Origin of the sequence: Pseudomonas sp. B1(2018), assembly GCF_003097365.1 — a bacterium.
GTDB lineage: Bacteria > Pseudomonadota > Gammaproteobacteria > Pseudomonadales > Pseudomonadaceae > Aquipseudomonas > Aquipseudomonas laurylsulfatiphila.
Map to the genome: position 1 here is coordinate 351,846 of NZ_PYUK01000003.1, position 26,231 is coordinate 378,076.

Genomic DNA, 26,231 nt, shown 5'->3' on the forward strand with positions numbered 1-26,231 from the left:
GCCTGCGGGTTTAGCCGCGGTATTCACACAGGTAAGCGGTGTCGACGGCCACTTTCAACTGAAACTTGCTGTTGGCCGGCACGTTGAACTGGCTGCCGGCGGCGAAGGTTTCCCAGTCGTTGCTGTCTGGCAGTTTGACGGTCAATGCGCCGCTGACCACGTGCATGATTTCACGCTGGCTGGTGCCGAATTCGTATTCGCCCGGAGCCATGACGCCGATGGTCGCTGGACCTTCTGCGGTGCCAAAGGCGATCGACTTGACGGTGCCGTCGAAGTACTCGTTGACTTTAAACATGGGCGATTCCTCGAAAAGGGCTAAAAAGGGCCGGCCAGTATGCACAAGGCCCTGAGTGTCGTCACCTGTCTAAAGCGGAAGAACCAGTGGCAGCAGGCGTGCGGTATTGCGCGCATCTTCCAGCGCCCGGTGTTGCTGGCCGGTGAACTGCAGTCCGGCCAGTTGCAGGGCGCCGTTGAGCCCCAGCGGGCGTTCCAGGCGTCGGGCCTTGGCAAAGCGCTGTTTGAGGTTCATATGGGGTACGTTGGCCAGCACACTGGCGAGCCCCAGCCGCTGCCATTCCTGAAGCAGCTGTTTGCGATCGTAGTCGCCCCAGCTGACCCAGCCTTCAAGTCGCGTGTGGTGATGGCCGAGCCAGCGTTCAAACGCCGGCCAGACTTCGCCCAGCGGTTGCGCCGCATCGATGTTGGCTTGGGTGATGTGCGTCAGCTCGCGGCAAAACGGCGTCAGCAACGGCCGCCGCAAGGGGCGGACGAAGCGCTGGAACTGGTCCAGTTCGCGTCCCTTGCGGTCCACCAGGGTGGCGCCGATTTCAATGATTTCCATATCCGTTACGGGCCATCCACCCTCATCGGTGGTGGCCTCCAGATCAATGACCAGCCAATGAGGCATTGCAGGGTTCCTGGTATCCGCGTCCTGTAGGGTTTGAGCGTAGCCAAACCCGGCGGTTCCGCCTAGCGCCTTATTCGACCTCCAACAGTATCTGCCGGTTTTTCACCTGATCCCCGACTTTGACCTGCAAGCGTTTCAGGACACCGTCGATGCCTGATTTCAAGGGGTGCTCCATTTTCATCGCTTCCAGTACCACCAGCAGTTGGCCCTTGGTGACCGGGCTGCCTTCATTGACCAGGACGTCGACAATCGCACCGTCCATCGGGGCCTTGAGGGTGCCGCAGCTGACACTGGCCCGGCTGGAAACCTGTGCCTGAGTGCGATCGGCAAACTGCAAGCTGCCCGGCCGGCTGAACAGCCAGAGTTGGCCTGTCTCCAGGCGATAGGCGTGGCGCTGGCGGATGCCATCGATTTCGAGGGTGGCCCAGCGTCCGTCGCAGTGGAGGACCTTCAGCTCGAGGCAGCGTTCGGCGACCTGAATGCGCAATGGTTCACCCGGGTTTGCCTGCAACGTCACCACCCAGTCCTGATCCTCAAGGCCGATGCGATAGTGCAGGGGCACGCTGGCATTGTTGCGCCAACCGCCCAGCGGGGCGGGATGAGCCTGTGCCGAAGCCTGGTAGAAGAGGGCGGATGCGATGGCCAGGTGTTGCGCGTCCGGGGCATGAGACTGCAGACAGGCAGGGTCGGCAAAGTGCTGCGCGATGAACCCGGTACTGAAGTCACCGCTGGCGAACTGCGGGTGCTCCAGCAGGCTTTCGAGCAAACGCTGATTGCTTTGCACGCCCAGCAGCACGCTGTCCTGTACCGCCCGCAGCAATTTGCGCCGGGCCTCCTCGCGGGTGGCGCCGTGGGCGATGAGCTTGCCGAGCATCGGGTCGTAGAAGGGGCTGATGAGCTGACCTTCGATCAGGCCATGGTCGATCCGCACGCCCTCCTGCAATCCCGGTTCCCAGGCCACGACGCGACCGGTTTGCGGCAGGAAACCCTGGGCCGGGTCTTCGGCATACAGGCGCACTTCCATTGCGTGGCCCGTGAGTTGCACCTGTTCCTGGCGCAAGGGCAGTGGTTGCCCTTCGGCGATGTTCAGTTGCCAGGCCACCAGGTCCAGCCCGGTGATCAATTCGGTCACCGGGTGCTCGACTTGCAGTCGGGTGTTCATCTCCAGGAAATAGAACTGCCCCTGGGCATCCAGCAGAAACTCCACGGTGCCCGCGCCGACGTAATGTACTGCCCGGCCGGCCTTGAGCGCTGCTTCGCCCATGGCCTGCCGCAGTTCAGTCGTCATCACCGGGCAGGGGGCTTCCTCGATGACTTTCTGGTGCCGGCGCTGCACCGAACAATCGCGCTCGCCGAGGTAAATCAGGTTGCCATGCCGGTCACCGAACAGCTGAACCTCGACATGACGGGGTTCGATCAGTGCCTGTTCGAGAATCAGTTCGTCGCTGCCAAATCCGTTCAAGGCCTCGGAGCGCGCCGTGCGAATCTGTTCCAGCAGATTGCCGGCTTCGTGCACCAGGCGCATGCCGCGTCCACCGCCGCCAGCGCTGGCCTTGATCATCAACGGATAGCCAATGCGCGCGGCTTCGCGGCTCAGGGTGACGTCGTCCTGTTCGGCACCTTGATAACCATCGATGCAGGGCACACCGGCTTCGATCATGGCGATCTTCGACAGGCGCTTGCTGCCCATCAGTTCGATGGCCTCGGGGCTGGGGCCGATGAAGGTGATGCCGGCATCCTGGCAGGCGCGGGCAAACCCGGCGTTTTCCGAGAGGAAACCGTAGCCCGGATGGACCGCATCCGCGCCCGTGCGCCGGGCGGCGTCGAGGATGGCCGGGATGTTCAAATAAGACTGTTGCACCGCGGCCGGACCGATGTTGACCGCCTCGTCGGCTATCTGCACATGCAATGCATCGGCGTCGGCATCGCTGAACACGGCGACCGTGCGATAGCCCAGCACCTGGGCCGTGCGCTGGATGCGGCAGGCGATTTCACCGCGGTTGGCGATGAGGATTTTCTTGAGTCCGGGCATGGGAGGTGTCTCTCAGGTTGTGCGGTGTTTGTTCGGGCCTCTTCGCGAGCAAGCCCGCTCCCACATTTTGAAATGCATTCCAGTGTGGGAGCTGGCTTGCCAGCGAAGCTTTTCAGGAGGCCCAGCCCGGTTTGCGTTTTTGCACGAAGGCCATCGTTCCCTCGACGCCTTCTGCCCCGGTCACCGCTTCGCTGAACCATTCGGCAGCCTGATCGAGCAAGGCGTCCGACGGTTGTCCGGCACTCGCCAGCAGGAGTTTCTTGGTCGCCGCATTCGCCCCCGGCGCACAACACAAGACATGGGCCAACACCTCATCGAGACGCTCGGCCAGGGCCTGCGGATCATGCTCGACAAAATGCACCAACCCCATGCGCCGTGCCTGGTGACCATCAAACCGGGCCGCAGTCAGGGCCAGTCGCCGGGTCTCGGTCAGGCCGATGCGCTGGACCACGAATGGCGCGATCTGCGCCGGCAGCAGACCCAGGCTGGTTTCCGGCAGGCCGAATTGCGCCTGGTGATCAGCCAGGGCGATATCGCTGACGCAGGCCAGGCCGAGACCACCGCCGAGTACCGCGCCTTGCAGCACCGTGATCACCACTTGCGGTGCGTGTTGCACCTCTTGCAGCAGTGCGCCGAACACCCGGTTCAGGTCCCGGTGCGCAGTGGGGCCCTGAGCGCGGGCGTTGGCCATGTCCTTGATGTCGCCGCCAGCACAGAAGTGCCCGCCGACGCCACCGATCACCAGTGCGCGAACCCCTGGTTTATCGCGTACCGCCGCCAGCACCGCGCGCAACTCGGTGACCATTTGCAAGCTCATGGCATTGCGGCATTCCGGGCGGTTGAGGGTGACGTGCAACACGCCGTTGTGCAGTTCCAACAGCAAGGTCTGGCAAACCGGCAGGTTGTTCATTTCTTTTTCCCCGGCAGGATGCCCATCAATTTGCAGATGATCCCCAACATGATTTCGTCGGCGCCGCCGCCAATCGACACCAGCCGCACATCGCGGTAAGCACGGGCCACCGGGTTGTCCCACATGAAGCCCATGCCACCCCAATATTGCAGGCAGCTGTCGCTGACTTCGCGGCCCAGCCGCCCGGCCTTGAGCTTGGCCATCGAGGCCAGGCGCGTGACGTCCTGGCCTTTGACGTATTGCTCGGTGGCCTGATAGACCAGTGCCCGCAGGCATTCGATTTCGGTTTGCAACTCAGCGAGACGGAAGTGGATGACCTGATTGTCGATCAGCGCATTACCGAAGGTTTTGCGCTCCTTGCAGTATTCGATGGTGCTGTCGACGCAGTACTCCAGGCCCTTGATCATGTTGGCCGCGCCGAACAGGCGCTCCTCCTGGAACTGCAGCATCTGCATCATGAACCCCGCGCCCTCATGGCCGATGCGGTTGCGTTGCGGCACGCGCACGTTGTCGAAAAACACCTGGGCGGTTTCCGAACTGCGCATGCCGAGCTTGTCCAGGTGCGAGCTCAAGCTGATGCCCGGCGTCTTCATCGGCACCATGATCAGCGACTTGTTGATGTGCGGCTTGTCGTCCGACGTATTGGCCAGCAGGCAGATGAAGTCGGCGCTCGGCGAGTTGGTGATCCACATCTTGCTGCCGTTGATCACATAGTCGTCGCCGTCCTTGCGCGCAGTGGTTTTCAGCCCGGCGACGTCGGAGCCGGCACCGACTTCGGAAACACCGATGCAGCCGACCTGCTCGCCGCTGATGGCCGGGCGCAGGAATTCCTCGCGCAATTCATCGGAGCCGAACCGGGCCAGTGCCGGGGTGCACATGTCGGTCTGCACGCCGATGGACATCGGGATGCCGCCGCAATGAATGGTGCCGAATTCTTCGGCGGCGACGATCGAATAGCTGTAGTCGAGCCCCATGCCACCGAATTTTTCCGGTTTGGAGATGCCCAGCAAGCCGAGATCACCGGCCTTGCGGAAGATGTCGTGGATGGGGAAGCGCCCGGCCTTTTCCCATTCCTCGACGTGCGGGTTGATCTCGTGCTCGACGAATTGGCGTACGGTGCGGCGCAGTGCTTCGTGTTCCTGGGTGAAGATCATTTTTATTGTTCTCCTTGAGCCGGCCTAGAGCCGGGCTACGCCAAAACTGTTGGCTTGCAATGGCCGCACCTCGGCCTCGTGACAGATATCCAGCAAGTAACCGAGCAAGGTCCGGGTATCACGCGGGTCGATCAAACCGTCGTCCCACAGATTGGCGCTGCCGTAGAGCGCCGTGGACTGGCTGTCGAGTTTCTGCGCGGTGACCTGTTCGAGCATGTCGAGCATTTTCGGATCGGGCACCAGGCCGTCCTTGGCCTGTTTGGCCTCGGTGACGATGCGCAGCACCTTGCCCGCTTGTGCGCCGCCCATCACGGCGGTGCGGCTGTTGGGCCAGGCGAAGATGAAGCGCGGGTCGAGACCGCGCCCGCACATTGCATAGTTGCCGGCACCGTAGGAGCCGCCGACGACTATGGTCAGCTTCGGCACCCGGGCGTTGGCCACCGCTTGAATCATCTTCGCGCCGTGTTTGATCACGCCCTGCTGTTCGGATTCGGTGCCGACCATGAACCCGGTGGTGTTGTGGAAAAACAGCAACGGCGTCTGGCTCTGGTCGCACAGCTGGATGAACTGCGCGGCCTTGCTCGCACCCTTGGGCGTGATCGGGCCGTTGTTGCCGATGAAGCCACAGGCGCGTCCCTGAACTTTCAGGTGTCCGCAGACGGTCTGCTGATCGAACTCGCCCTTGAACTCGAGAAAGTTCGAGGCGTCGGCAAGCCTGGCGATGATTTCGCGCACGTCGTAGGGTTTTTTCGGGTCATCCGGGATCAGACCGAGCAGTTCGTCGATGGGGTACAGCGGCTCCTCCCAGCGTCGATCGGGGAGTGGGGGCAACTGCTCGTTCCACGGCAGCAGGCTGATGATCTCGCGTACCTGGCGCACACCGTCGGCGTCGTTTTCAGCCAGGTATTCGGCGGTGCCGGCGATTTGTGCGTGCATCTCGGCGCCGCCCAGTTCTTCATCGGTCGCGACTTCGCCGGTGGCGGCCTTGAGCAGGGGCGGCCCGGCGAGAAACAGCTTGGCCTTGCCGCGCACCACCACCACGTAATCCGACAAACCCGGCTGATAGGCACCGCCCGCCGTGGCCGAGCCGTGCACCACAGTCACCTGGGGCAAACCCATGGCCGACATCCGCGCCTGATTGGCAAAGCTGCGCGCGCCTTCGACGAAAATTTCTGCCGCGTAATTGAGATTGGCGCCGCCGCTTTCGGCGAGGGTGATCACCGGCAGTTTGTTTTCCATGGCGATCTGTTGCAGGCGCAGGGATTTCTTCAAGCCGGTGGGGGAGATGGTCCCGCCCCTGATCGCGCTGTTGTTCGCCACCACCAGCACGCGCACGCCAGACACATAGCCGATGCCGGCAATCAGGCCGCCACCGGCGGAGCTGCCGTCCTTGTCGTCGTGCAGCTTGTAGCCGGCCAGGCTCGCCAGTTCGAGAAACGGCGCGCCGGGGTCGAGCAGCAGATTGAGGCGCTCGCGGGGCAATAACTGACCGCGTTTTTCAAACCTGGGTTTGGCTTCGGCGGCCTTGTCCAGCAGGTTCTGTTCGAGCACGCGGACTTGTTCGATGGCGCTCAGCATCGCCGTACGGTTCTGGGCGAACGGTTCGCTGTGGGGATCGAGTTGCGACTGAATCACCGGCATGGGTTATTCCTTGTCCTTCAACACGTCGGGTATGTAGGCGCGGTGGAAACCGTTGTACGACTCGCTGTTGGTCGCCTTGTGGATCGGCCAGGCGCGCCCGCCGAGGCTGGCGGCGCCGTCGATGCGCAGGGTGCTGCCGCTGACGAACGCCGCTGCCGGGCTGAGCAGGAAAACGATCGCCGCGCTGACTTCCGATTCGGTGCCGATGCGCTTGAGCGGTACGTGTTCGCGCAACGTCGGGATCACGGCCTTGAAGGCGCCTTCGTAGGTGTCCATGCCGCTGGAGGCAACCCAGCCCGGCGCCACGGCATTGACCCGCACGCCGGCATGACCCCATTCGTACGCGGCGGTCTTGGTCAGGTTGTCCATGCCCGAACGTGCCGCGCCGGAGTGGCCCATGCCGGGCATGCCGCCCCACATGTCGGCGAGCATGTTGACGATGGCGCCGCCGTGTTGGCTCATGGACTGGTTGAACACTTCCCGGGCCATCAGGAAACCGCCCACCAGATTGGTGCGCATCACGGTTTCGAAACCCTTCTGATTGATCGAGGCCAAGGGCGACGGGTACTGCCCGCCGGCATTGTTGACCAGACCATGGATCGGACCGTGCTTGCGAATCAGTTCGCTGACCAGATGCGTCACCGCTTCTTCCTCACGGATATCACAAACGGCCCAATCGGCCTTGCCGCCGTCTTCGGCGATTTCCGCTGCAACGGTTTTGAGCTTGTCGGCCTTGCGCCCGACCAGCAGCACATGGGCGCCGAGGGCCGCCAGTTCGTGGGCGGTGCAGCGGCCGATGCCGCTGCCGCCACCGGTGACGATGATGTTTTGGCCGGCAAACAAATCGGCTTTGAAAATCGAATCGTAGGCCATGGCGACAATCCTCTAGTTGAACTGGTCGGCGATGCGCTGCGGCACCGGGATCTGGATTTCCAGCAGTTGCTGGGCTAAGGCTTTGCCTTGCGGGTCGATGCGCAGGCTGGCGACACCGCCGCCGCCGAGAGCGTTTTCCAGCAGGAAATTCAGGCTGTGGCTGGCGGGCAAGTACCAGCGTTCGACCCGCCCGTGGATGGGATCGAGGACGTGGCCCATCCAGTCGACGATCACTTCCGGGGTCAGGGCTTCGGCGATCCATGGCAGGAATTCGGGATCGCGGGCCATGACGCCGATGTTGCTGTGGTTGCCCTTGTCGCCAGAGCGGGCGACCGCCAGCTTGACCAGGGCCACGCTGGCGTCGGCCTGGCCAGTCGGTTTCGGCGCGGCGAGCGGGGCTGGCAGGTCCAGCGGGTCGAGCGTATCGAGGGCGGGCAGGGCACACGGGTGGCGCCGGCCCATGAAATCAATGTCCAGCGTGCAGGCGGTTTTGTCGATGAGGAACGAGAACAGTCGGATCAGCGGATACACCGTCGGCCGGCCACCGACAATGCCGGTCAGCCCTGGCGCCATGCCGGTGGCGGCCTGGGCAATCTCCCGGGAAAACACGATCAAGGCCTGCTTGTCCGGATGGCGCACGGCGAGTTTGATCACCACTTCGCGGCTGTCCTGCCGCTGGCCGTGGGGGCCGTAGGTGGCCTCGCTGCCCAGCAACTCGATATTCACCTCGCTGTACGGCCCCCAGCCGCGCTGGCTGAACATTTCCGAGGTCTTGTTGATGATCGCCGCGCTGACTCGCCGCGCCTTGTCGACGGCATCGATGCCGGCAATCAGGCAACTGGCGGTACAGCGAAAACCATCGGGATACGTGGCGCTGACCTTGTATTGAGCCGTCGGCGGCAGGCCTTTGGCGCCGTGCACCTGCACCGCGTTCTTGCCTTGTTGCAGCAGTTTGACCTGAGTGAAGTCGCACACCACGTCGGGCAGCAGATACGCGCGCGGATCACCGATTTCATACAGCATCTGTTCACCCACCGTCAGCGGCGTGACCAGCCCGCCGGTACCTTGCGGTTTGCTGACGATGAACTGGCTGTCGGCGCTGACTTCAACGATGGGAAAACCGATGTGTTCGTAGTCGGGCACATCGCGCCAATCGGTGAAGTTACCGCCCGTGCACTGGGCGCCGCATTCGATGATATGCCCGGCCAATGCGGCCTGGGCGAGTTTGTCGTAGTCGTGCCACGACCAGCCGAACTCATGCACCAGCGCGGCGCTGACCACCGCACTGTCGACCACCCGCCCGGTGATCACGATGTCCGCGCCCAGACGCAGGGCTTCGACAATGCCGGGTGCGCCGAGGTAGGCATTGGTCGAGACGCACCTCGATGGCAGGGGCGCACCGCTGAACATTTCATGAATGCCTTGGCTGCCCAGCTGTTTGAGTTGCGGTTGCAGGTCGTCACCCAGCAGCACGGCGATCTTCAACGCCACCCCGGCCTTGTCGCAGGCCGCTTGCAGGGCGGCGGCGCAGGCTTGGGGATTGACCCCGCCGGCATTGCTGATGACCCGGATGTTGTGCTGCGCGAGCTGCGGCAGCAAGGGTGCGAGCACTTCGATGAAGTCGCCCGCATACCCGGCCTGGGGATCTTTCATCCGTGCGCCGGCCATGATCGACAGGGTGATCTCGGCCAGGTAGTCGAAGACCAGATAGTCCAGATGCCCGTGCTCCACGAGTTGCGCGGCAGCGGTCGAGGTATCGCCCCAGAAGGCGCTGGCGCAACCGATGCGAATTGATTTTGGCGCAGTCCGTTCCATAGCCACCTCCAACTCAAGTGCGTCGACATTACCAAGCAAGCGCTTGGTTTGTAAATGACCGGGTTATCTTCTGCCAAGCGCTTGCTTGGTTGCATCCATGAGCTTAAATTGCCCGCGCAACCCCGTTGTTTTCGGGGTGATCGGCGTTATTGATTGATCGACTGTAGGAGAGAACGGGTGGACGAGCAAAAAGCCCTGAGGGTCATGCGTGAATTGGTGGACGACGGCCAATTGACCGACCCGGACAGCGCCCGTGGCAAGCTGCTGCAAGTGGCGGCCCACCTGTTCCGCAATAAAGGTTATGAGCGCACGACCGTGCGTGATCTGGCGGGTGCCGTGGGCATTCAGTCCGGGAGTATTTTCCATCACTTCAAAAGCAAGGACGAAATCCTGCGCGCCGTGATGGAGGAAACCATCCGCTACAACACCGCGTTGATGCGTGCGGCCATTGCCGAGGCCGGCAATGTGCGCGAGCGGGTGCTGGCGCTGATCCGCTGTGAATTGCAGTCGATCATGGGCGGCAGCGGCGAGGCCATGGCCGTGCTGGTCTACGAATGGCGCTCGCTGTCCGAAGAGGGCCAGGCCAAGGTCCTGGCGCTGCGCGAAATCTACGAAGACATCTGGTTGCAAGTACTGGGCGAAGCCAAGAGCGCCGGGTTTATCCGCGGCGATGTGTTCATCACCCGCCGTTTCCTGACCGGCGCATTGTCCTGGACCACCACCTGGTTTCGCGCCGGCGGTAGCATGAGCCTTGATCAGTTGGCCGATGAAGCGTTGATTCTGGTGCTGGAAGACCGGCAATAAACTTGTGTTGGCCAGCATTAAACTGGCTAACTTGACGAAAACGCCTAGCTTGAAGTCATCGATGCCGTTTTATTGGGGAGTGAGCTTGTTTTGAGGGGGTCGCCAATTCGGACAGCTTCGCGGCTTTTGCTCGCGACGCTTGCGGTGTTAACGATGCTGCCATCCCAGGCTGCGCAACTGGTGCGCATTGGTGCCGCGCATTTTCCGCCCTACACCGTGCGCCCGGAATCCGGCGCCGATACCGGGTTGCTGCCGCAGCTGGTCGAGGCCCTGAACGCCGCGCAAAGTGACTATCAGTTTGTCCTGGTGCCCACGTCCATTCCACGGCGTTTCGGTGACTTGAAGCAGGGCCGGGTCGACATGGCCATCTTCGAAAATCCGGCCTGGGGTTGGGAAGACATTCCCCATACCGCCGTCGACATGGGGCTGGAAGACGCCGAGATTTTTGTCGCGCAACGCCTGCCCGATCGGCAGCAAAGCTATTTCGCCGACCTGAGCGGCAAGCGCCTGGCACTCTTCAGCGGTTATCACTATGAGTTCGCCAACTTCAATGCCGAGCCCCAGTACCTGCAAAAAAACTACAACGCCACGCTGACCTATTCCCATGACAGCAATCTGCTGATGGTGTTACGCGGTCGCGCCGACATCGCCCTGGTCACGCGTTCTTACCTGAACGATTATTTTTTGCGCAATCCGAATGTCGCCAAGGAGTTGTTGGCATCCGATCGCATCGATCAGGTCTATCACCATTACGCCATCCTGCGCCCGGCGGCCCCCATCAGCGGCGAAACCTTTGGCAAGTTGTTGCAGGGCTTGCGCGACAGTGGCCAGATGCTGAGGATTTTCGATCCGTACAAGATTGCGGTGGTGCCGGTCCCGCACAACGAGCCGCTACCTCACCTCGTCAATTGACGTTCTTTTCCTAAATTTCCCGCCGTGGCTGACGTCACCTCGTTGAACTGTCGACGATTATCGTGAGCCCGCCCCATGTCCAATCTGAATGACCTGATTGCCCTGTGCCTGCCGACCGGCAGTCGTCTTGCCGCTGATGAAACGCAAGGCCGCCTGAGCCTCAGCCTGGAAGGGCAGCCCTTGCTCACCCTGCGGCTCAATCCTGGCCCCGAGTTGCACGTGCAATTGCTGGAGCACTTCAGTCACCCCGAAGGACACGCGATATGGGCGGCCTGTTACTGGCTGTTCGCTCGCGACCCCGACTGTCAGCGCCTGGTCTGGCAACTGCAAGAGGTGCCGCACGAAGCCGTATTCAGTGGTTTGCTGATTCCGACTTCCGTCAACGGCCAGTATTGCTGCGAGCGCACCTTGTTCTGGCAGTTGCCGCAGCCATGGCTGGGGTATTCCCTGACCGGCAGCTACCCACAGCAAATGGTCATCACCGGTGGCAAGCGTCATCCGCTGCGAGCGGTGAAACCCCGAGGTGAGGTGTATCGACGATTCGATGCGCGGCTGGGCGCCTGGGTTTCCCTGCGTACCCTGGAAATCGAGCAAGACCTGGCGCGTTTCAATCGTTGGCAGAACAGTCCGCGCGTCGCCAGCTTCTGGCAGGAGCAGGGCAGCCTCGAACAGCATCGCCAATACCTGAGCAAACTCGAGGCCGATCCGCACACCCTGACGCTGATCGGGTGTTTCGACGATCAGCCGTTCGCCTACTTCGAAGCCTACTGGGCCAAGGAGGATCGCATCGCACCCTTCTATGATGCCGGCGATTACGACCGTGGCATTCACATGCTGGTGGGTGAGGAAAGCCATCGCGGGCCGCACAAGGTGGCGAGCTGGTTATCGGCGCTGGTGCATTACCTGTTTCTCGATGATCCGCGCACGCAGCGCGTAGTGGCGGAGCCGCGTGCCGATAACGCGAAGATGATCGGGTACATGCACAACCAGTGCTTTCACTGCGAGAAGGAGTTCGACTTCCCGCACAAACGCGCGGCCTTGATGGTGTTGGGGCGGGAGCGGTTTTTCGATCGGTGCAGTCTGGCCTGAAAAAAAGATCGCAGCCTTCGGCAACTCCTACAGGGGGAACGTAATTCCATGTAGGAGCTGCCGAAGGCTGCGATCTTTTAGAGCGGACAACACAAATTCAACGATGGGAAAAACTGTCCGCCCGATTCCCCGACACCTTGCGGCAGTGCACCAGCGCATCGCGAATCATGAAGTTCACCAGGGTCGGCGAGACGCCGAGTTCCTTGGCGATGTCTTTTTGCGGTACGCCGTGCAGGCGATACATCTCGAAGGCGTAGCGGGTGCGGCTCGGCAATTCGGTCAACGCATCGGCAATGTGCTCCAGCGTCGAGAAATTGATGTGCGAGGTTTCCGGTGACGCACCCTGGATCACCACATTCAGCCCTTCCTCTTCAGGGCCGGAATACTTCTGCTCCAGCGCCTGCTTGCGGTAGTGGTCGATCGCCAGGTTGCGCACGATCTGGAACAGGTAGCTGAGCTGGGCCTTGATCGAACTGGTGATGGGCGGGGCCGATTGCAACCGGAAGAACGCGTCCTGCACAACATCTTCGGCACGTGAGCGGCAACCGGTAATACGGGCTGCGATCTTCACCAGAATCAGTCGATTATCGACGAATGCCTGAAGTAGCGGTGTATCGCACCTGCTTGTGGATACTGGTTCCATCATGGAAATCACCTTGCTGCAAAAGGTTAGTGGGACGGGGATAAACCGGGGGGGCCGTCCTGCACAATCGAGCGACAAATTAGGCTTAATGATAATGATTGTCAAATGAGAAAAAGAATTGATGCGCGACAAGTGGGCAGAGTGCGAACTGCGACACATTGACGCCCCCTTCAGCCCGCCTGGCGCTGCAACCTGGCGACTAATTATTTCAAGACGTCATCCGTTCTCATTGGTGAATTGCACAGCGCAACCCTCATCACCCCGTAGGAGCGAGATCGCTCGCGATGGTCGTCAACGATGACGACGGGCGCCTGACACCCCGCGGTGTTCTCCGGATTTTCGCGAGCAGGCTCGCTCCTACCAAGCCGAATTCAGGCAGGAAACCTCATGACCGACGCATTCGAACTCCCCAGCACAATGGTCCAAGCCCTTCAGCGCCGCGCGGCCCTGACGCCGGATCGGGTGGCGCTGCGTTTTCTTGCCGAGTCCCAGGAACAGGCTGTGGTGCTCAATTATCGCGAACTGGATCAGCGGGCGCGGACGATTGCCGGTGCCTTGCAGGCTCAAGCGGATGTTGGCGACCGCGCCGTGCTGTTGTTCCCCAGCGGCCCGGATTACGTCGCGGCGTTCTTCGGTTGCCTGTATGCCGGGGTGATCGCGGTACCGGCCTACCCGCCGGAGTCGACGCGCCGTCATCACCAGGAGCGCCTGCTGTCGATCATCAGCGATGCCCAGCCGCGCCTGCTGCTGACCAGCGCCGGGCTGCGCGATGCATTGCAGCAAATCGAAGGGGCGCCGCCGTTGCTGTGTGTCGACACCCTCGACGGCGCACTGGCCGAACGCTGGGTCGCGGCGGATTTGCAGGACGATCACATCGCCTTCCTGCAATACACCTCCGGCTCCACCGCACTGCCAAAGGGCGTGCAAGTCAGCCACGGCAATCTGGTGGCCAACGAATTGCTGATTCGTCACGGCTTCGGCATCGACCTCAACCCCGACGACGTGATCGTCAGCTGGCTGCCGCTTTACCACGACATGGGCCTGATCGGCGGCTTGCTGCAGCCGATTTTCAGCGGCGTGCCTTGCGTGTTGATGTCACCGGCGTACTTCCTCGGCCGGCCGATGCGCTGGCTGGAAGCGATCAGCGAATACGGCGGCACCATCAGCGGCGGACCGGATTTTGCTTATCGCCTGTGCAGCGAGCGGGTCAGCGAATCGGCCCTGCAACGGCTGGACCTGAGTGGCTGGCGCGTGGCGTATTCCGGTTCCGAACCGATTCGCCTCGACACCCTGGAACGCTTCGCCGAAAAGTTCGCGACCTGCGGTTTCACCGCGGACAGCTTCATGGCCTCTTACGGTCTGGCCGAAGCCACCTTGTTCGTGGCCGGCACAGCGCGCGGCGAAGGTATCGGCAATCTGCGGGTGGACGATCAGGCCCTGGCGCAGAACCGGGTGGAAGCGGGCGAGGGCAGCCCGATCATGAGTTGTGGCACCAGCCAGCCGGCTCACGCCGTGCTGATCGTCGACCCGGTCTCGCTCAGCGAACAGGCCGACAACACCGTCGGCGAAGTCTGGGCCAGCGGGCCGAGCATCGCCCTCGGTTATTGGCGCAACCCTGAGGCGTCCGCCACTACGTTCGTGCGGCACGCCGGCCAGACCTGGCTGCGAACCGGTGACCTGGGTTTCATGCGCAACGGCGAGCTGTTCATCACCGGCCGTCTGAAGGACATGCTGATCGTGCGCGGGCACAACCTGTACCCGCAGGACATCGAACAGACCGTCGAGCGCGAAGTGGAAGTGGTACGCAAGGGCCGCGTTGCCGCCTTTGCCGTCACGATCGGTGGTCAGGAGGGCATCGGCATCGCCGCCGAAATCAGCCGCAGCGTGCAGAAAATCCTGCCGCCCGAGGCCCTGATCAAAGCCATTCGCCAGGCCGTTGCCGAGGCGTATCAGGAAGCACCGAACGTGGTGGCGCTGCTCAATCCGGGTGCGCTGCCCAAGACGTCCAGCGGCAAATTGCAACGCTCGGCGTGCCGCAGTCGACTGGCGGACGGCAGCCTCGACAGCTACGCGCTGTTCCCGTCGGCCTGCACCGAAAGTGCAAGCCAGGTCGAGTCGGGCTCTGAGCTGCAAAGCCTGATCGGCCGGATCTGGTGCGAGCAATTGCAGGTCGGGCAGGTGGGCACCGACGATCATTTCTTCCTGCTCGGCGGCAACTCCATTGCAGCGACGCAAGTGGTGGCGCGTCTGCGTGAAGCGCTGGGGCTGGAGTTGAACCTGCGCCTGCTGTTCGAAGCCCCGACCCTCGGCGCCTTCGCCGATGTCGTGGCCCGCCGGCAACAGGACGGTGGCCTGGCCCAGGGCGCGATCACGGCGCTGTCGCGCCAGCAACCGATGCCGCAATCGCTGGCACAAAACCGTTTGTGGATCACCTGGCAACTCGACCCCCACAGCAGCGCCTACAACATTCCGGGTGCCTTGCGCTTGCGTGGCGAGCTGGACGAGGACGCATTGCGCACCAGTTTCCAGCAGTTGATCGAGCGCCACGAATCCCTGCGCACACGCTTCTTCGAGCGTGATGGCGTGGCCCTGCAGCAGGTCACTGCGGGTGCTGAGTTCAACCTGCAAACGATCGACATCAGCGATCTGCCGGCTGCCGAGCGTGAAGCCCGCGCACTGCAAATCCGCGAGGATGAAGCGCGGACCCAGTTCGATCTGGAGAAAGGCCCGCTGTTGTGGGTGACGCTGGTTCGCCTCGACGACGAAGACCATCAGTTGTTGGTGACGATGCACCACATCATTGCGGACGGCTGGTCGCTGAATGTGCTGATCGACGAGTTTTCGCGCCTGTATGCGGCGGCCTCCCAGGGCCAGCAAGCGCTGCTGGCGCCATTGCCGACGCAGTACGCCGATTACGCCAGCTGGCAGCGCCAATGGCTGGCGCAAGGGGAGGGCGAGCGGCAACTGGCCTACTGGAAAGCCCGTTTGGGCGATGAGCATCCGACCCTGAGCCTGGCCACCGATCATCCACGCTGCGCACAACAACTGCACAGCGCCGCCCGCCATACCCTGCGTCTGGGTGCAGCCCTCAGCGATGGGATTCGCCAGACCGCCCAGGCCCACGAATCGACCTCCTTCATGCTGCTGCTCGCCGCGTTCCAGGCCTTGCTGCATCGCTACAGCGGTCAGCGTGACATCCGCATCGGTGTACCGAACGCCAACCGTCCGCGCTTGGAAACCCAAGGCCTGATCGGCTTTTTCATCAACACCCAGGTGCTGCGCGCCGAGGTGGATTCACGGCTGCCATTCACTGAACTGCTGGGGCAAACCCGTCAGGCAGCGCTGGGTGCGCAAGCGCATCAGGACGTGCCGTTCGAGCAGTTGCTTGAAGCCTTCCCGCAGGCCCGTGAACAGGGTTTGTTCCAGGTCATGTTCAACCACCAGCAGCGCGACCTCAGTGCCTTGAAACGCCTGCCGGGGTTACTCGCCGAAGAGCTGCCGTGGCACAGCCGGGAAGCCAAGTTCGATCTTCAATTGCACAGTGAAGAAGATCGCAACGGTCGCCTGAGCCTGTCCTTCGACTACGCCAGCGAGTTGTTCGATGCGGCGACCATCGAGCGTCTGTCCGGGCATTTCGTCAACTTGTTGCGTGAAGTCTGCGAGCGTCCGCAAACGGCCCTCGGCGATCTGCAACTGCTCACTGAGCCTGAGCACGACCAGCAAGCGAACTGGTCCGTTGCACCCTGCACACCGGCCAGTCAATGGCTGCCGGAACGGCTTGACCAACAAGCCCGGCTGACCCCGCAGCGCACGGCGCTGCTGTGGGACGGCGGTCAGTTGGACTTCGCCGGACTTCATACTCAGGCCAACCGTCTGGCCCACTACCTGCGCGACAAGGGCGTCGGCCCGGACGTGTGCGTGGCCATTGCCTGCGAGCGTTCGCCGCAACTGCTGATCGGCCTGCTGGCGATCATCAAGGCCGGTGGTGCCTATGTACCGCTGGATCCGGACTACCCGGCCGAGCGCCTGTCCTACATGCTCAGCGACAGCGGTGTCGAATTGCTGCTGACGCAAACCGGGTTGCTCGATCGCTTGCCGGCCAGCCAGGGCGTCAGTGTGATCGCCATGGACACCCTGCACCTGGACAACTGGCCAAGCCAGGCGCCGGGCCTGCATCTGCAGGGCGATAACCTCGCCTATGTGATCTACACCTCGGGATCCACCGGTCAACCCAAGGGCGTCGGCAACACCCACGCGGCACTGGCCGAGCGCCTGCAATGGATGCAGCAAACCTATCAGTTGAACGAAGCCGACGTACTGATGCAAAAGGCGCCGATCAGTTTCGACGTGTCGGTGTGGGAGTGCTTCTGGCCGCTGATCACCGGCAGTCGCCTGTTGATTGCCGGCCCCGGCGAACACCGTGATCCCCATCGCATCGCGCAGCTTGTGCAAGCGTACGGGGTGACCACGCTGCACTTCGTGCCGCCGCTCCTTTCGTTGTTCATCGACGAACCGCTCAGCGCGCAATGCACGAGCCTGCGCCGCGTATTCTCCGGCGGCGAAGCCTTGCCTGCGGAGCTGCGCAACCGCGTGCTGGCGCAACTGCCGGTCGTACAGTTGCACAACCGCTACGGCCCGACCGAAACCGCGATCAACGTCACCCATTGGCCGTGCTCCAGCGCCGATGGCGAACGCTCGCCGATTGGCCGGCCACTGGGCAATGTGATCTGCCGCGTGCTCGACAGCGAGCTCAATCCGGTGCCGGCCGGTGTGCCGGGCGAGTTGTGCATCAGTGGCAGCGGTCTGGCGCGTGGCTACTTGGGCCGTCCGGGCCTGACGGCCGAACGCTTTGTCGTCGATCCATTGGGCGAGCACGGCGTGCGTCTGTACCGCACCGGCGATCGTGCACGCTGGACTGGCGATGGCGTGATCGAGTATCTCGGTCGCCTCGATCAGCAGGTCAAGCTGCGCGGCTTCCGTGTCGAGCCGCAAGAAATCGAAGCCCGTCTGCTGGCGCAGGAGGGTGTCGCCCAAGCGGTGGTGCTGGTGCGCGAAACGGCGGCGGGTGGACAACTGATCGGTTACTTCACCACCACCGATACTGCTGAATCCATCGATGCTCAAACGACTCGCCTGAAAGCGGCGCTGACGGCGCAGCTACCGGAATACATGGTCCCGGCCCAGCTGATGCGGCTGGACCAAATGCCCCTCGGCCCGAGCGGCAAACTCGACCGTCGCGCCTTGCCGGAACCGCAGTGGCAGGTTCGCGAACACGTTGAGCCCGTGACCGAACTGGAGCAACAGATCGCCGGCATCTGGCGCGAAGTGCTGGGCCTGACGCGAGTCGGCCTGCGCGATGATTTCTTTGCCCTCGGCGGCCACTCGCTGCTGGCCACGCAAATCATCTCCCGCACCCGTCAGGCCTGTGACGTCGAGTTGCCGCTGCGGGCGCTGTTCGAACACAGCGAACTGGGTGCATTTGCCGAACAGGTTCGCTTGATCCAGGCCAGCGGCAGCACCAACAAACAGCCGCCGATTGAAACAATCGACCGTCGCCAGGCGGTGCTGCTGTCCTATTCTCAGCAGCGCATGTGGTTCCTCTGGCAGATGGAGCCGGACAGCCCGGCCTACAACGTCGGCGGCATGGCGCGGTTACGCGGCGTGCTGGATGTCGCGCGTTTCGAAGCGGCGCTGCAAGCCTTGATCATGCGCCATGAAACCCTGCGCACGACGTTCCCGAGCGTTGGCGGCGTCGCTCGCCAACAGGTGCACATGGAGACCGGCGTGCGCATGGCCTGGAAGGATTTCACCGCGCTGGATGCCGAAGGCCGCGAGTGGCAGGTCCAGCAACTGGCCGACGACGAAGCGCACCAGCCGTTCGATCTGGAAACCGGACCGCTGTTGCGTGCGTGCCTGGTCAAGACCGCCGAACAGGAGCACTACTTCGTTCTGACCTTGCACCACATCGTCACCGAAGGCTGGGCAATGGACATCTTTGCCCGGGAACTCAGCGCGCTGTACGAAGCCTTTGTCGACGACCGTGAGTCGCCGCTGGCGCCGTTGCCGGTGCAATACCTGGATTACAGCGTGTGGCAGCGGCAGTGGCTGGAGTCGGGCGAGCGTCAGCGTCAGCTCGATTACTGGACCACGCAACTGGGCCATGAGCATCCGCTGCTGGAGTTGCCGGCTGACCGTCCGCGTCCGCCGGTACAAAGCCATCAGGGTGAGCTGTATCGCTTTGACCTGAGCGACGAGCTCGCGGCACGGGTCCGTGCCTTCAATGCACAACATGGCCTGACCCTGTTCATGACCATGACCGCCGCACTGGCGACCCTGCTGTACCGCTATAGCGGCCAGACCGATCTGCGCATCGGCGCGCCTGTGGCCAACCGCATTCGTCCGGAAAGCGAAGGGCTGATCGGTGCATTCCTCAACACCCAGGTGTTGCGCTGCCAGCTCGACGGCCAGATGTCTGTCGGCGAGCTGTTCGAGCAGGTGCGGCACACGGTGATCGAAGGCCAGTCCCATCAGGACCTGCCGTTCGATCATCTGGTAGAAGCCCTGCAACCGCCACGCAGCGCGGCCTACAACCCGTTGTTCCAGGTGATGTGCAACGTGCAGCGCTGGGAATTCCAGCAAAGTCGCACCCTGGCCGGCATGACGGTCGAGTACCTGGCCAACGATGCCCGCGCGACCAAGTTCGACCTCAACCTGGAAGTCACCGACCTCGACCATCGCCTGGGCTGCTGCCTGACCTACAGTACCGATCTGTTCGACGAACCGCGCATCGCCCGCATGGCCGGGCATTGGCGCAACCTGCTGGAGGCGCTGATTGCCGATCCGCAACAACGCTTGAGCGAACTGCCGCTGCTGGCGTCCGGCGAGCAACAGCTTCTGCTCGACAGCCTCGGCGTCGAGGCGGGCGAACATCGGCTGGATCAGTGCATCCATCACCTGTTCGCCGAGCAGGCCCTGGTGCGCCAGGACGCACCGGCCCTGACCTTCGCCGGGCAGACCCTGAGCTACACCGAACTCGATAGCCGCGCCAACCGCCTGGCCTGGATGCTACGCGAGCGTGGTGTCGGACCACAGGTTCGCGTGGGCCTGGCACTCGAGCGTTCGCTGGAAATGGTGGTCGGCCTGTTGGCTATCCTCAAGGCGGGCGGTGCCTATGTGCCGCTGGATCCGGAATACCCGCTGGACCGCTTGCACTACATGATCGAAGACAGCGGCATCGGTTTGCTGCTCAGCGATGCGGCGATGTTCAAGGCCCTGGGCGAGTTGCCGGCGACCGTCGGCCGCTGCTGTCTTGAAGAAGACGCCGCTGCGCTGGCCAATTTCCCGGCCACCGAGTTGCCGTCGATCAGTCTGGCGCAGCATCAGGCCTACCTGATCTACACCTCGGGCTCGACCGGCAAACCGAAAGGCGTGGTGGTGTCCCACGGTGAAATCACCATGCATTGCCGCGCGGTGATCGAGCGTTTCGGCATGCGCCCCGACGACTGCGAACTGCACTTCTATTCGATCAACTTCGACGCCGCCACCGAGCGGTTGCTGGTGCCGCTGCTCAGCGGCGCGCACGTGGTGTTGCGAGCGCAAGGGCAGTGGGACGCGGAAGAAATCTGCGGCCTGATCCGTCGTCATCAGATCAACATACTCGGATTCACGCCGAGCTACGGCAGCCAATTGGCGCAATGGCTGGCGACCCAGGACCAGACCCTGCCGGTGCGCATGATCATCACCGGCGGCGAAGCGCTGACCGGTGAGCACCTGGCGCGTATTCGTGCAGCGTTCAAGCCGAGCCGGTTCTTCAACGCCTACGGCCCGACCGAGACCGTGGTCATGCCGCTGGCCAGCCTTGCTCCGCACGTGCTGGAAGAGGGTGCCGGCAGCGTGCCGATCGGCAGTGTGATCGGCGACCGCGTGGCCTACATTCTCGACGCTGACCTGGCGTTGGTACCGCAAGGCGCGACGGGCGAGTTGTACGTCGGTGGCGCGGGCCTGGCCCAGGGTTATCACCAGCGTTCGGGCATGACAGCGGAGCGCTTTGTGGCCGATCCGTTTGCCGCCGATGGCGGGCGTATCTATCGCACCGGTGACCTGGTGCGCCAGTGTGCCGATGGCCTGGTGGAATACCTTGGACGCATCGACCATCAAGTGAAGATTCGCGGATTCCGCATCGAGCTCGGTGAAATCGAAACCCGCCTGCTGGACCATGATTCAGTCCGTGAGGCGGTCGTGCTGGCGCTTGACGCACCGAGCGGCAAGCAACTGGTCGGCTATCTGGTGACGGATGTCGCCGAACAGGGCGAAGCGCAGCAATCGATATTGCGCGAAGCCCTCAAGGCGCATCTGAAATCGCAACTGCCGGACTACATGGTGCCCACGCACCTGATCCTGCTGGCGAGCATGCCATTGACCGGCAACGGTAAACTCGACCGCCGTGCGCTCCCGCCACCGGACCCGGAGCTGAATCGCCAAGACTACGTGGCGCCGACCAACGAGCTCGAAGTCACGCTGGCGCAGATCTGGTGCGACGTGCTGAACGTCGAGCAGGTCGGTCTCAACGATAACTTCTTCGAACTGGGCGGCGACTCGATCCTGTCGATCCAGGTGGTCAGCCGGGCGCGGCAGCAGGGCATTCACTTCAGCCCTCGCGACCTGTTCCAGCACCAGACCGTGCAGACCCTCGCCGCCGTGGCCACCCGCAGCGAGCAGGTCAACGCCGAGCAGGGCTTGATCATGGGCGAGTCGCGCCTGACACCCATCCAGCACTGGTTCTTCGACACCGATATCGCGCAACGCCAACACTGGAACCAGGCGTTGTTGTTGCAACCGACGGTGGTGCTGGAATCTCATCGCCTGGAGCAAGCGTTGCTGGCGGTGATCGAACAGCACGACGCCTTGCGCCTGCGCTTTGACCAGGTTGCCGGCCAGTGGCAGGCCTTGCACCAGCCGGTTTCCGATGCGCCGGTGTTGTGGCAAGTGCGTGTTTCGTCCATGGATAAATGCGCGGCCTTGTTCGCCGATGCCCAGCGCAGTCTCGACCTTGAACAAGGGCCCTTGCTGCGCGTGTTGCTGGTCGATGGTCCTGAAGGCCAGCAACGCTTGTTTATCGCCATTCACCACTTGGTGGTGGACGGTGTGTCGTGGCGGGTACTGCTGGATGACCTGCAAAGCGTGTATCGCCAACTGGAGGCAAGGCAGTCGGTAAAACTGCCGGCGAAAACCAGCGCCTTCAAAGACTGGGCGGCACGCTTGCAGGCCTACGCCGGCAGCGAGTCCCTGCGCGAAGAGCTGGGCTGGTGGCAGACGCAACTGGCCGGGCCAAGTGCCGATTTGCCCTGCGATCACCCTGAAGGCGGGCGGCAAAACCGTCATGCGCAAACCGTCAGCGTGCGTCTCGACAGCGAGCGTACGCGGCAGTTGCTGCAACAGGCGCCAAGTGCCTATCGCACCCAGGTCAACGACTTGCTGTTGACCGCCTTGGCCCGCGTGCTGTGCCGCTGGAGCGGTCAGTCATCGGCGCTGATCCAGCTGGAAGGTCACGGCCGCGAAGCGCTGTTCGACGACATCGACCTGACCCGCACGGTGGGCTGGTTCACCAGTGCCTATCCGTTGCGCCTGACGCCGTCGAACATCGAAGAAGCCGCCGGGCAGGGGGCCTCGATCAAGGCGATCAAGGAACAGCTGCGTGCTGTGCCGCACAAGGGCCTGGGTCATGGCGTGCTGCGTTACCTCGCCGATGAGCCGAGTCGCCACAGCATGGCGGCGTTACCGCAGGCACCGATTACCTTCAACTACCTTGGCCAGTTCGACCAGAGTTTCGGCGCGGACGCGCTGTTCCATCCGCTGGATGAAGCCGTCGGCGCGGCCCACGATGCCCATGCACCGTTGCCCAACGAGCTGAGCGTCGACAGTCAGGTGTATGGCGGTGAACTGCTATTGCGCTGGACGTTCAGCGCCGAACGCTTCGATCCGTCAACCATCGGCGAGTTGGCCGATGCCTACCTCGGTGAGTTGAGCAGTCTGATCGAGCATTGCCTGCGCGACGACGCCGGCGGCCTGACGCCGTCGGACTTCCCGCTGGCGCAGCTCAATCAGACGCAACTGGATGCGCTGCCGGTGCTGGCCGCTGTTATCGAAGACGTCTACCCGTTGACCCCTATGCAGGAAGGCATGCTGTTGCACACCTTGCTGGAGCCGGGCACCGGCCTGTACTACATGCAGGACCGCTACCGCATCAACAGCGAGCTGGATCCGCAGCGTTTCGCCCAGGCCTGGCAAGCCGTCGTCGCCCGCCACGAAGCGTTGCGCGCGTCGTTCTGCTGGAACGTCGGCACAGACATGCTGCAGGTGATCCACAAACCGGGCGGCACACCGATCGAGTACCTCGACTGGCGTGATATCGCCGAAGCCGAGCAAGAGCCGAAGCTGCAAACCTTGCTCAAGACCGAACGCGAGGCCGGGTTCGATCTGCTCAACCAGGCGCCGTTCCACTTGCGCCTGATCCGGGTCGGTGCGGCGCGCTACTGGTTCATGATGAGCAACCACCACATCCTCATCGATGCCTGGTGCCGCTCGCTGCTGATGAACGATTTCTTCGAGATCTACAGCGCCCTCGGCGAAGGCCGGGAAGCGCAGCTCGGGCCTGTGTCGCGTTATCGCGACTACATTGGCTGGCTGCAACGCCAGAGCCTGGACGAAGCGCGGCAGTGGTGGAAAACCAACCTGCAGGGGTTTGAGCGGACTACGCCGATCCCGAGCGACCGGCCGTTCCTGCGTGAACATGCCGGCGACAGTGGCGGCATGATCGTCGGCGACCGCTACACCCGGCTCGATCCCTGCGACGGTGCGCAATTGCGCGAACTGGCCCAGGCCCATCAGCTGACCATCAACACCTTCGCCCAGGCGGCGTGGGCGCTGGTGCTGCGACGCTTGAGCGGTGATCGCGACGTGCTGTTCGGCGTCACTGTGGCCGGGCGTCCGGTGGAGATGCCGCAAATGCAGCGCACCGTCGGCCTGTTCATCAACAGCATAGCGCTGCGGGTGAAGATGCCCGAGGACGGTCAGCGATGCTGCGTGCGCCAGTGGCTCAGCGGTCTGCTCGACAGCAACATGCAACTGCGCGAATACGAATACCTGCCGCTGGTGAACATCCAGGAGCAAAGCGAGCTGCCCAAGGGCCAGCCGCTGTTCGACAGCCTGTTCGTGTTCGAAAACGCCCCGGTGGAAGTCTCGGTGCTGGACCGTGCGCAGAGCCTCGACGCGACCTCGGATTCGGGCCGGACCCACACCAACTTCCCGCTGACGGCCGTGTGCTATCCGGGGGATGACCTGGGCTTGCACCTGTCCTACGACCAGCGCTACTTCGATGAAGCCACGGTCGAGCGCATGCTCGGCGAGTTCAAGCGTTTGCTGCTGGCACTGGTGGAAGGTTTCCACGGCGACATGGCCGACCTGCCTTTGCTGGGGGCCGAGGAGCAGGACTTCCTCCTCCATGGCTGCAACCAGCGCAAGCACGAGTATCCACTGGAGCAGAGCTACGTTTCATTGTTTGAGACGCAGGTCGCCCGACACCCGCAGCGCATTGCCGCCAGTTGTCTTGACCGTCAGTACAGTTATTCGGAACTGAACCAGCGCAGTAACCGCCTCGGTCATGCGTTGATCGCCGCCGGTGTCGGACGCGATCAACCGGTGGCATTGCTGGCCGAACGCAGCCTCGATTTGCTCGGCATGATCATCGGCAGCTTCAAGGCCGGCGCGGGTTACCTGCCGCTGGACCCGGGCCTGCCGAGCCAGCGTCTGAGCCGGATCATCGAACTGAGCCGCACGCCACTGCTGGTGTGCACGCAAGCGTGCCGTGAACAGGCGCAGGCCTTGCTCGACGAGTTCGGCTGCGCCAGCCGGCCACGGCTGCTGGTCTGGGAGGAGGTGCAGGCCCTTGCGCTGTCGGCGGACAATCCCGGTATCTACAGCAGTGCGGACAACCTGGCTTATGTGATCTACACCTCCGGTTCCACCGGTTTGCCCAAAGGCGTGATGGTCGAGCAGCGCGGCATGCTCAATAACCAATTGAGCAAAGTGCCGTACCTGAGCCTGAGCGATGCCGACGTGATCGCCCAGACCGCCTCGCAAAGCTTCGACATTTCCGTGTGGCAGTTCCTCGCCGCGCCGTTGTTCGGCGCACGGGTGGACATCGTGCCGAATACCATCGCCCACGATCCGCAGGGTTTGCTGGCGCATGTTGCGGCCCAGGGCATCACCGTGCTGGAAAGCGTGCCATCGCTGATCCAGGGCATGCTCGCCCAGGAGCGCATGAGCCTCGACGGCCTGCGCTGGATGCTGCCAACCGGTGAGGCGATGCCGCCGGAACTGGCGCACCAATGGTTGCTGCGTTATCCGCAGATCGGCCTGGTGAATGCCTACGGTCCGGCGGAGTGCTCGGACGACGTGGCGTTCTTCCGTGTGGACCTGGCCTCGACCCGCGGCAGCTATTTGCCGATCGGCACGCCGACCGACAACAACCTGTTGTATGTGCTCGATGGCGCACTGGAACTGGTGCCGCTGGGTGCCGTGGGTGAGCTGTGTGTCGCCGGCATCGGGGTCGGGCGCGGTTATGTCAGCGACCCGCTGCGCACGGCTCCGGTGTTTGTGCCGAATCCGTTCGGCGCACCGGGCGAACGCCTGTATCGCACCGGCGACCTGGCCCGCCGTCGCAGTGACGGCGTGCTGGAATACGTCGGGCGCATCGACCATCAGGTGAAGATTCGCGGCTACCGCATCGAGCTGGGTGAAATCGAGGCTCGCCTGCATGAACAACCGGAAGTCCGCGATGCGGCGGTGGGTGTGCAGGAAGGGGCGAACGGCAAGCATCTGGTGGGCTATCTGGTCGCGGCGGATGTGGCGTTGAGTCCGGCCGAGGGATTGGAGCGGATCAAGCAACGCCTGCGCGCCGAATTGCCGGAATACATGGTGCCGCTGCACTGGTTGTGGCTGGACAGGATGCCGCTCAACGCCAACGGCAAGCTGGACCGCAAGGCCCTGCCGGCGCTGGAGATCGGCCAGATGCAGAGCCAGGATTACCAGGCGCCGCGCAATGACCTGGAGCAGACCCTGGCGGCCATTTGGGCTGAGGTGCTGAAGGTCGAGAAGGTGGGTGTTCGCGACAACTTCTTCGAACTGGGCGGGCATTCACTGCTGGCCACGCAGATCGCCTCACGGGTGCAGAAAACCCTGCAACGGGACGTGCCGTTGCGGGCGATGTTCGAGTGCAGCACGGTGGAGGAGTTGGCCGGGTACATCGACGGATTGGCGGCCAGCGAGATCACCGAGGAGAAGGTAGATCGCCTGAATGACCTGATGGCGGAGCTGGAGGGGTTGTAGATCTCCAGCGGCTGTACCGGCCTCATCGCGGGCAAGCCCGCTCCCACAGGTTTGGTGGTGTACTC

General features: G+C 63.0%; 13 protein-coding genes. 4 read left to right on the forward strand and 9 right to left on the reverse strand.

Annotated features, from left to right (window positions below; all coding sequences use genetic code 11):
* Window positions 1–10: 10 nt before the first annotated feature.
* From C9422_RS06790 to C9422_RS06825, 8 genes are all read right to left on the reverse strand, one after another.
* Window positions 11–295 carry a pyrimidine/purine nucleoside phosphorylase gene (locus tag C9422_RS06790; protein ID WP_007973461.1) on the reverse strand — a complete coding sequence of 95 codons (285 nt, stop codon included), beginning with the start codon at window positions 293–295 and terminating at the stop codon, window positions 11–13.
* Between the two features lie 69 nt (window positions 296–364).
* Entirely contained in the window at window positions 365–907 is a 543-nt protein-coding gene (locus C9422_RS06795; protein ID WP_007973459.1) for an exonuclease domain-containing protein, read from the reverse strand.
* A 70-nt stretch (window positions 908–977) separates the two neighbouring features.
* A complete protein-coding gene (locus tag C9422_RS06800; RefSeq protein WP_116580097.1) occupies window positions 978–2,939 on the reverse strand; it encodes an acetyl/propionyl/methylcrotonyl-CoA carboxylase subunit alpha in 1,962 nt (653 codons plus the stop codon).
* A gap of 112 nt (window positions 2,940–3,051) precedes the next feature.
* Entirely contained in the window at window positions 3,052–3,849 is a 798-nt protein-coding gene (locus C9422_RS06805) for an enoyl-CoA hydratase/isomerase family protein (protein ID WP_116580098.1), read from the reverse strand.
* A complete protein-coding gene (gene atuD, locus C9422_RS06810) occupies window positions 3,846–5,003 on the reverse strand; it encodes a citronellyl-CoA dehydrogenase (protein ID WP_007973453.1) in 1,158 nt (385 codons plus the stop codon). The genes C9422_RS06805 and atuD overlap by 4 nt, the downstream gene beginning before the upstream one ends.
* Before the next feature lie 24 nt (window positions 5,004–5,027).
* The gene (gene atuC, locus C9422_RS06815; protein WP_116580099.1) at window positions 5,028–6,644 is read right to left on the reverse strand and encodes a geranyl-CoA carboxylase subunit beta; all 1,617 of its coding nucleotides are present in this window, start codon (window positions 6,642–6,644) and stop codon (window positions 5,028–5,030) included.
* Between the two features lie 3 nt (window positions 6,645–6,647).
* On the reverse strand, window positions 6,648–7,517 hold the full coding sequence (locus C9422_RS06820; protein WP_007973449.1) for an SDR family oxidoreductase: 870 nt from the start codon (window positions 7,515–7,517) through the stop codon (window positions 6,648–6,650).
* A gap of 12 nt (window positions 7,518–7,529) precedes the next feature.
* The gene (locus tag C9422_RS06825) at window positions 7,530–9,332 is read right to left on the reverse strand and encodes an acyclic terpene utilization AtuA family protein (RefSeq protein ID WP_116580100.1); all 1,803 of its coding nucleotides are present in this window, start codon (window positions 9,330–9,332) and stop codon (window positions 7,530–7,532) included.
* Between the two features lie 177 nt (window positions 9,333–9,509).
* On the opposite strand from C9422_RS06825, the gene C9422_RS06830 reads away from it, so the two are divergent.
* The 3 genes from C9422_RS06830 to C9422_RS06840 all read left to right on the forward strand — a co-directional run bounded on the left by C9422_RS06830 (window position 9,510) and on the right by C9422_RS06840 (window position 12,137).
* Window positions 9,510–10,136, forward strand: a complete 627-nt coding sequence (locus C9422_RS06830; protein ID WP_007973446.1) for a TetR/AcrR family transcriptional regulator — start codon at window positions 9,510–9,512, stop codon at window positions 10,134–10,136.
* Window positions 10,137–10,289: 153 nt separating this feature from the next.
* Entirely contained in the window at window positions 10,290–11,048 is a 759-nt protein-coding gene (locus tag C9422_RS06835) for an ABC transporter substrate-binding protein (RefSeq protein ID WP_116580101.1), read from the forward strand.
* 75 nt (window positions 11,049–11,123) lie between these two features.
* The gene (locus tag C9422_RS06840; RefSeq protein ID WP_116580102.1) at window positions 11,124–12,137 is read left to right on the forward strand and encodes a GNAT family N-acetyltransferase; all 1,014 of its coding nucleotides are present in this window, start codon (window positions 11,124–11,126) and stop codon (window positions 12,135–12,137) included.
* Window positions 12,138–12,234: 97 nt separating this feature from the next.
* On the opposite strand, the gene C9422_RS06845 is transcribed toward C9422_RS06840, so the two are convergent.
* Window positions 12,235–12,783 (reverse strand): RNA polymerase factor sigma-70, encoded by a 549-nt coding sequence (locus C9422_RS06845; protein WP_102700836.1) that lies wholly within the window; start codon window positions 12,781–12,783, stop codon window positions 12,235–12,237.
* 384 nt (window positions 12,784–13,167) lie between these two features.
* On the opposite strand from C9422_RS06845, the gene C9422_RS06855 reads away from it, so the two are divergent.
* Entirely contained in the window at window positions 13,168–26,166 is a 12,999-nt protein-coding gene (locus C9422_RS06855) for a non-ribosomal peptide synthetase (RefSeq protein WP_116580103.1), read from the forward strand.
* Window positions 26,167–26,231 lie beyond the last annotated feature (65 nt).

Bases quoted from the DNA above. Each gene is read 5' to 3' on its own strand.
- C9422_RS06790 (WP_007973461.1), bottom strand. From the start codon at position 295: ATGTTTAAAGTCAACGAGTACTTCGACGGCACCGTCAAGTCGATCGCC.
- C9422_RS06820 (WP_007973449.1), bottom strand. From the start codon at position 7,517: ATGGCCTACGATTCGATTTTCAAAGCCGATTTGTTTGCCGGCCAAAAC.
- C9422_RS06825 (WP_116580100.1), bottom strand. From the start codon at position 9,332: ATGGAACGGACTGCGCCAAAATCAATTCGCATCGGTTGCGCCAGCGCC.
- atuD (WP_007973453.1), bottom strand. From the start codon at position 5,003: ATGATCTTCACCCAGGAACACGAAGCACTGCGCCGCACCGTACGCCAA.
- C9422_RS06855 (WP_116580103.1), top strand. From the start codon at position 13,168: ATGACCGACGCATTCGAACTCCCCAGCACAATGGTCCAAGCCCTTCAG.
- C9422_RS06795 (WP_007973459.1), bottom strand. From the start codon at position 907: ATGCCTCATTGGCTGGTCATTGATCTGGAGGCCACCACCGATGAGGGT.
- C9422_RS06840 (WP_116580102.1), top strand. From the start codon at position 11,124: ATGTCCAATCTGAATGACCTGATTGCCCTGTGCCTGCCGACCGGCAGT.
- C9422_RS06805 (WP_116580098.1), bottom strand. From the start codon at position 3,849: ATGAACAACCTGCCGGTTTGCCAGACCTTGCTGTTGGAACTGCACAAC.
- C9422_RS06835 (WP_116580101.1), top strand. From the start codon at position 10,290: ATGCTGCCATCCCAGGCTGCGCAACTGGTGCGCATTGGTGCCGCGCAT.
- C9422_RS06800 (WP_116580097.1), bottom strand. From the start codon at position 2,939: ATGCCCGGACTCAAGAAAATCCTCATCGCCAACCGCGGTGAAATCGCC.
- atuC (WP_116580099.1), bottom strand. From the start codon at position 6,644: ATGCCGGTGATTCAGTCGCAACTCGATCCCCACAGCGAACCGTTCGCC.
- C9422_RS06845 (WP_102700836.1), bottom strand. From the start codon at position 12,783: ATGATGGAACCAGTATCCACAAGCAGGTGCGATACACCGCTACTTCAG.